Origin of the sequence: Microbacterium sp. B24 (genome assembly GCF_000333415.1) — a bacterium.
GTDB lineage: Bacteria > Actinomycetota > Actinomycetes > Actinomycetales > Microbacteriaceae > Microbacterium.
On record NZ_BADB01000161.1, the window covers coordinates 1 to 6,567 of the forward strand.

7 protein-coding genes are annotated in these 6,567 nt (G+C 69.2%); 6 read left to right on the top strand and 1 reads right to left on the bottom strand.

Annotated features, from left to right (window positions below):
* The coding region (locus tag I5I_RS03800; protein WP_036316614.1) for a polyprenyl synthetase family protein at positions 1-938 on the bottom strand (938 nt) is incomplete at its 3' end.
* Positions 939-1,017: 79 nt separating this feature from the next.
* Here I5I_RS03800 and I5I_RS03805 point away from each other — a divergent pair.
* The 6 genes from I5I_RS03805 to I5I_RS03830 all read left to right on the top strand — a co-directional run.
* Positions 1,018-1,395, top strand: a complete 378-nt coding sequence (locus I5I_RS03805) for a DUF3040 domain-containing protein (protein WP_036316616.1) — start codon at positions 1,018-1,020, stop codon at positions 1,393-1,395.
* A gap of 213 nt (positions 1,396-1,608) precedes the next feature.
* On the top strand, positions 1,609-2,040 hold the full coding sequence (mraZ, locus tag I5I_RS03810) for a division/cell wall cluster transcriptional repressor MraZ (RefSeq protein ID WP_036316618.1): 432 nt from the start codon (positions 1,609-1,611) through the stop codon (positions 2,038-2,040).
* Positions 2,041-2,136: 96 nt separating this feature from the next.
* On the top strand, positions 2,137-3,096 hold the full coding sequence (rsmH, locus tag I5I_RS03815) for a 16S rRNA (cytosine(1402)-N(4))-methyltransferase RsmH (RefSeq protein WP_036316620.1): 960 nt from the start codon (positions 2,137-2,139) through the stop codon (positions 3,094-3,096).
* Positions 3,093-3,698 carry a hypothetical protein gene (locus tag I5I_RS03820; RefSeq protein ID WP_036316622.1) on the top strand — a complete coding sequence of 202 codons (606 nt, stop codon included), beginning with the start codon at positions 3,093-3,095 and terminating at the stop codon, positions 3,696-3,698. Before rsmH ends, I5I_RS03820 begins: the two co-directional genes overlap by 4 nt.
* Positions 3,699-3,702: 4 nt before the next feature.
* The gene (locus tag I5I_RS03825; protein ID WP_036316624.1) at positions 3,703-5,514 is read left to right on the top strand and encodes a peptidoglycan D,D-transpeptidase FtsI family protein; all 1,812 of its coding nucleotides are present in this window, start codon (positions 3,703-3,705) and stop codon (positions 5,512-5,514) included.
* 40 nt (positions 5,515-5,554) lie between these two features.
* The coding region (locus I5I_RS03830; protein ID WP_036316626.1) for a UDP-N-acetylmuramoyl-tripeptide--D-alanyl-D-alanine ligase at positions 5,555-6,567 on the top strand (1,013 nt) is incomplete at its 3' end.

Consider the following 6,567-nt stretch of genomic DNA (forward strand, 5'->3'; position numbering starts at 1 on the left):
ATGCTCTGTTGGATCTGGGCGATCTGCTCGGCAGTGAGGGCGGGATCGCCGATGAGGGCGTCGAGCGCGGCACGGTCATCGGGGGCGAGCGCCTCGCGGGTGTAGGCGATGAGCAGCGTGCGCTTGCCTTCGCGGAGGTCGTCGCCGGAGGGCTTACCGGTGACGGCAGCGTCGCCGAAGACGCCGAGAACATCGTCCCTCAGCTGGAACGCCAGTCCCAGCGGATGACCGAAGGCGGCCAGAGCCGCCGACTGCGTGGCGTCGGCTCCGGCGAGCGCCGCACCCAGCAGGAGGGGGTGCTGGATGCTGTAGCGCGCGGACTTCAGTGACGCGACGCGGAGGGCGCGCTCGGCGTGTTCCTCGTCGGGGGCCGTCGTGAACGCCGCCTCCTCGGCGATGTCGAGGAACTGGCCGATGGTGACCTCCCGGCGCATCAGGGCGTAGACCTCCCGCGCGGATGCCGCGTGCGGCGCACGCGCCAGTCCCTGCTCGAGCAGGTCGTCGCTCCAGGCGACGAGGAGATCGCCGAGCAGGATCGCCGCCGATCGCCCGAACGCCGAACCGTCGCCCACCCAGCCGGACCCCGCGTGCGCCGCCTCGAGAGCACGGTGTGCGGCGGGCTGTCCGCGCCGCGTGTCGGAGTTGTCGATGATGTCGTCGTGGACGAGCGCCGCGGCGTGGAAGACCTCCAGTGCGGCGGCCGCATCGAGCACGGAGTCGGGGACCTCTTTGACGTCGGTGTCGACGCCCGCCACGGCCAGCCATCCCGTGACGCAGAAGCGCGCTCGTAGACGCTTTCCCCCGGCCAGGGTGCGCGTCGCGGCATCCAGGAAGACCTGCGCTTCGGGGCCGGCATCCGCCCACGCGAGGCGCTGCGCTGTCACGAACCTTGCCAGTCGCTGGGAAATGGCCTCGATCGGGTCGGCGGAAGCGTGCACGGGCCTAGCCTAGTTCTCGACCGCACGCGTAGAATCGACCGCACGAGATGCCGGTCCGAAACGGCGAGGAGGGGGCAGCATGCCGCTGTCAGAGCAGGAGCAGCGTCTGCTCGATGAGATGGAGCGCCATCTCATGAATAAGGACGCAGACGTCGTGAGCGCGTCCCGGGACGGCCGCACCCTCAGCTATCGCAACATCGTCTACGGCACCATCCTCGTGCTCGTGGGTCTCGGAGGCTTGATCGCGGGTGTGTCCACCGGCATCATCGCCATCGGCGTGATCGCCTTCCTTGTCATGGTGGCCGGCGTCGTGCTCGCCGCCACCCCTGCCAAGGGGCTCGCTGCGCTCAAGACCTCGCCGGAGCACAAGGGGCAGCGCAAGCCGTCCCGCACCGGATCCTCGTCCTTCATGGACCGCATGAACGACCGTTGGGACCGCCGCCAAGACGGATCCTGACCGCAGCGCCGCGCACGACGCGAAGAGCACCGACCACGAGGTCGGTGCTCTTTTTTGTGCCCGGCGACGGCGCTGCGCGGCGCCGGGCGCTCCCGTCGATTCGCAGCGGGGGAGCCCAGGGGAGCGTTGCGCCCACGAAACCATAGTCAGGTGGAGGAAAGTGGAGTAAAGTGGTGCGCACCTTGATCGGGCCGGAGGAAGGGGGAGTGGCCGATGCTGCTGGGCACCTACACCCCCAAGCTCGACGACAAGGGCCGCCTCATCCTTCCGGCGAAGTTCCGAACCGACCTGGGTGACGGGGTCGTCGTGACGCGAGGCCAGGAGCGTTGCCTCTACGTGTTCAGCACGAAGGAGTTCGAGCGGGTCTACGAGAAGATCCGCGAGGCGCCCCTCACCAACAAGCAGGCGCGCGACTTCCAGCGCATGTTCCTCTCGGGCGCCAGCGACGAGAAGCCCGACAGCCAGAGCCGCATCACGATCCCGCCGCACCTGCGTGCCTATGCCAACCTCGACCGCGAACTCGTGGTCACGGGCGTCGGGGCCCACGCGGAGATCTGGGATGCGCAGGCCTGGAACGCCTACGCAGACAGCAACGAAGACAGCTACTCGGACATGGAGCAGGAGGTGATCCCGGGTCTGTTCTGAGCCGTGGCCGTGACTCCCAGCCGCACGCCCTGACGCACTTCCCCGGTGTCAGGTCAGGCGGATGGGGATCACGGCTCCGGCCCACACCCCCTCATCATGAGCACCTCCGACATCCACACCCCGGTTCTGCTCGAGCGCTGCGTCGAGTTGCTCTCGCCGGCCCTCGCGCATCCGGGCGCCGTTCTCGTCGACGCGACCGAGGGCATGGGCGGTCACTCCGAGGCCCTGCTGGAGCGATTCGGCGACATCCGCCTGATCGGGCTCGATCGCGACACCGACGCCCTCCGCATCGCGGGGCAGCGGCTGGCGCGGTTCGGCGAGCGCGTCACGCTGGTGCACACCGTCTACGACGGGATCGCATCGGCCGTGCGCTCCGCCGGCGTCGATCGCGTCGACGGCATCCTCTTCGACCTCGGTGTCTCCTCGCTGCAGCTCGACGAGGCCGATCGCGGGTTCGCGTACGCACAGGATGCGCCGTTGGACATGCGCATGGACCAGACAGCCGGCACGACGGCAGCGGAGATCGTCGCGACCTACGGCGAAGGCGATCTTCGCCGCATCTTCGAGCGCTACGGCGAAGAGAAGCTCGCCGGACGCTACGCACGGGCCATCATCTCCGCGCGCGCCGAGGCTCCGATCGAGCGGTCCGGGCAGCTGGTCGACATCCTCGTCGCGGCGACGCCGGTCGCCGTGCAGCGCGAGGGACGAGGGCACCCCGCCAAGCGTGTCTTCCAGGCTCTGCGCATCGAGGTGAACGCCGAACTGTCGGTGCTGGAGCGTGCCCTCCCGCCGAGCATGGACCTGTTGAACGTGGGCGGACGCATCGTCGTCATGAGCTACCAGTCGCTCGAGGATCGTCTCGTCAAGCGCGTGTTCGCGGATGCCGCGGCATCCACGGCACCGGCGGGACTGCCCGTCGAGCTTCCCGAGCATGCTCCGCGATTCCGGCTCGTGGTCAAGGGCGCCGAGCTGGCCTCCGAAGAAGAGAAGGCGCGCAACCCGCGGGCCGCACCCGTGCGTCTGCGCGCGGCCGAACGCATCCGGGAGGCGGCATGAGCGTGCCGGCAGAGAGCAACCTCGATCCGTTCGTGGGGGCTGCGCCCCTTCCGCTGCGCACCCCCGGGGAGCCGGCGCGACGCCTCCACGCGGTCGAGCAGCCCGCGCCGCGACGGCGTCCTCGGCTCGTCTACGGCATCGTCGCGGTCAGCGGTGCGCTCCTGATCGGCGGCGCGCAGATGGGGCTGTCGATCCTGACGACGCAGTCCTCCTACGAGCTGTCGACGCTCAGCGATCAGCAGCGCAGTCTCGACTGGCAGAAGCAGATGCTGCAGGACAGCATCGCCGGCCTGAGCTCGCCGCAGTACCTCGCCGCGAATGCGGAGGCGATGGGCATGGTCACCGGCCAGGCGCCGACCTATCTGCGGCTCAGCGACAACGCCGTCATCGGCACGGCCGCCGGCCTGACCGGTGCGAGCGCGGTGAACGCGCTGAGCAAGGCCGCCGTCGGCAACGCCCTCGTCAGCGGGCGTCCGCTCGTCGGAGACCCCGCGGCGAGCCTCGGCGCGGCCGGCGGCAGCTCCGTGGTCGACAAGGCCATCCCTGATACGCCGACACCCCCCGCCATCGCCGACGGTCTGCCCGTCCCCGCCACACACTGAATCCATGACGACACGAGCAACTCGCAGCCCGCGGCGCCGCACCGTCGTCGCCCTCGCCGTCGTCCTGGTGGTGCTGTCCGCCTTCGTCGTGCGTCTGGTGGACATCCAGGTGGTCAATGCGCGCGAGCACGTCGACGATTCCGAGCAGTTCGCGACCGGGGCCAAGACCACGCTCTACGGAGCGCGCGGCGAGATCGTCGACGACAACGGCGTCGTCCTCGCCAGCAGCACGACGCTCTACGACGTGCAGATCGACCCCATGCTCGCGGCGCAGGGAGCCGTGCAGACCGATGCCAGCGGCAACGCGATGACGGATGCCGACGGCAAGAACATCATGACTCCGTGGACCGACGTGGCCCCCAAGATCGCCGCGATCACGGGCCAGTCGACCGCCGACGTCGAGAAGATCGTGTCCGACGCGCTGGCCGAGAACTCGGCGTCGCGCTTCGCGTATGTGAAGCGGTACGTCTCCACCGAGGAGTACCGCGCGCTCGCGGCGCTGAAGCTCCCGTTCCTCACCTTCCCCCTCCACCCCGCCCGGACCTACCCCGACGGGGCGGTCGCCGGCAACCTCATCGGCTTCGTCGGCTCCGACGGCGACCCGCTGGAGGGACTGGAGTCTCTGCAGAACTCGTGCCTCCAGGCAACGGACGGCTCGCTGACCTACCAGCGCGGTGCTGACGGCGTGATCATCCCCGGCACCGAGGTCGAGAAGCCGGCCGTCAACGGCGGCACGCTCAAGCTCACGATCGACAGCGATCTGCAGTGGTTCATGCAGCAGCTGATCTCCGAGGAGACGGCGCGCTACCAGGCCGACTGGGGCGGCATCATCGTCATGGAGGCGAAGACCGGCAAGATCCGCGCCCTCGCCGAGACCAACACGGTCGACCCCAACGATCCCGGCGCCTCCGATCCCGACAACCGTGGCTCGCGCCTGCTTCGCGTCTCCTACGAGCCGGGATCGACGTTCAAGCCCGTGACGGCCGCCACCGTCATTGAGCAGGGCGGTCTCACGCCGACCTCCACGGTCGAGACGCCCGATCGCATCCAGTTCCCCAACGGCGCGGTCATCAACGACTCCGAGAGCCACCCGACGGAGAATCTGACCCTCACCGGCGGTCTCGTGCAGTCCTCGAACGTCGCCATGTCGCAGTTCGGCGCGCAGGTGCCCGCCGAAACGCGCTACGACTACCTGAAGCGTTTCGGCGTGGGCGACGGCACGGCCCTGAACTGGTCGGGCGAGCCCACGGGAGAGATCCGGGACGCGTCGACCTGGGACAACCAGACCTTCTACACGACCACCTTCGGGCAGGCCTTCACCGTCACGCCGACGCAGGTCACGAGCCTGTTCCAGACCATCGCCAACGGCGGGGTGCGCATGCCGGCACAGCTGGTGGAGTCCTGCACGAAGCCCGACGGGACGGTCGTCACCCCCGACCTGCCGGCACCGGTGCAGGTGATCAAGCCGCAGACCGCCGCCGAAGTCTCCCAGATGCTCGAGAACGTCTACGCCCAGGGCACGCTTGCCGACGACATCAAGATCCCCGGCTACCGGCTGGCCGTCAAGACGGGAACGGCGCAGGTGCCGGACGGGCACGGCGGCTACAAAGACAACCTCTTCATGACCTCGCTGGCCGGTTACGCACCCGCCGATGATCCGCAGTACGTTGTGTTGACCCTTTTCAACGAGCCGAAGACCAACACGATGTCTTCGGCCAACCGCTCGGTCTTCAAGAAGGCCATGACCCAGGTGCTGACGCACTACCGGGTGATGCCCTCGGGCTCGGACACCCCGCTGCTGCCCGTGACACAATGACGACACCGTGACGCGCCACCGCGCGTGAGGAACAAAGCCTATGATCCGGATGACGCTCGCCGAGGTCGCCGCCGCTGTGGCGGGCACCCTGCACCTGGCCGCCGATGACACCCCCGACACGGTGGTCGACGGCAACGTCGACACCGACTCCCGCGAGATCCGCGTCGGTGACATCTTCGTGGCCAAGCCCGGAGAAGTCACCGACGGCCACAACTTCGTCGCCGGTGCCGTCGCCTCCGGAGCCGTCCTCGCGATCGTCGAGCGGCTCGTCGACGCGCCGGTCAGTCAGATCGTCGTCGCAGACGCCGTGGCGGCCCTGTCGCACCTGGCGCGCGCGGTCGTCGCCGCCGTGCGCGAGCACGGTCGGCTCAGGATCGTCGGCATCACGGGGTCGAACGGCAAGACCACGACGAAGAACATGCTCGCCCGCATCCTCGAGGGCGAGGGTGAGACCATCGCTCCGCGCGGCTCGTTCAACAACGAGGTCGGCGCACCGTTGACGATGCTCCGTGTCGGCGCGGACACCCGCTTCCTGGTCAGCGAGTTCGGCGCGTCGGGCCCCGGCGAGATCGCGAAGCTCGCCGGACTCGTCACGCCCGACGTCGGCGTCGTCCTGATGGTGGGCTTGGCCCACGCGGGAGGCTTCGGCGGAGTCGAGGCGACGCTGAAGGCGAAGACCGAGCTCGTCCAGGCGGTGCGCCCCGGTGGAGTCGCCGTCCTCAACCGAGATGACGCGCGTGTCGTCACGATGGCCGACGTCGCGGCATCCCGAGGTGTGGACGTGCGGTGGTTCGGGCGAGGATCCGCAGCGGAGGTGCGCGCGGAGGACGTCGAGGTCACCGCCGCGGGCACGACCTGCACCGTCGTGACACCTGAGGGACGATGGCCGTTGCGACTGCGCGTACTCGGCGAGCATCACGTCATGAACGCGCTGGCCGCGCTGGCCGCGGCGCGCGAGCTCGGGGTCGCCCCCGACGCGGCGATCGCGCGATTGGAGACGCTCGAGATCGCCGAGCGCTGGCGGGACTCTAGAGGATCCCCGGGACCGAGCTC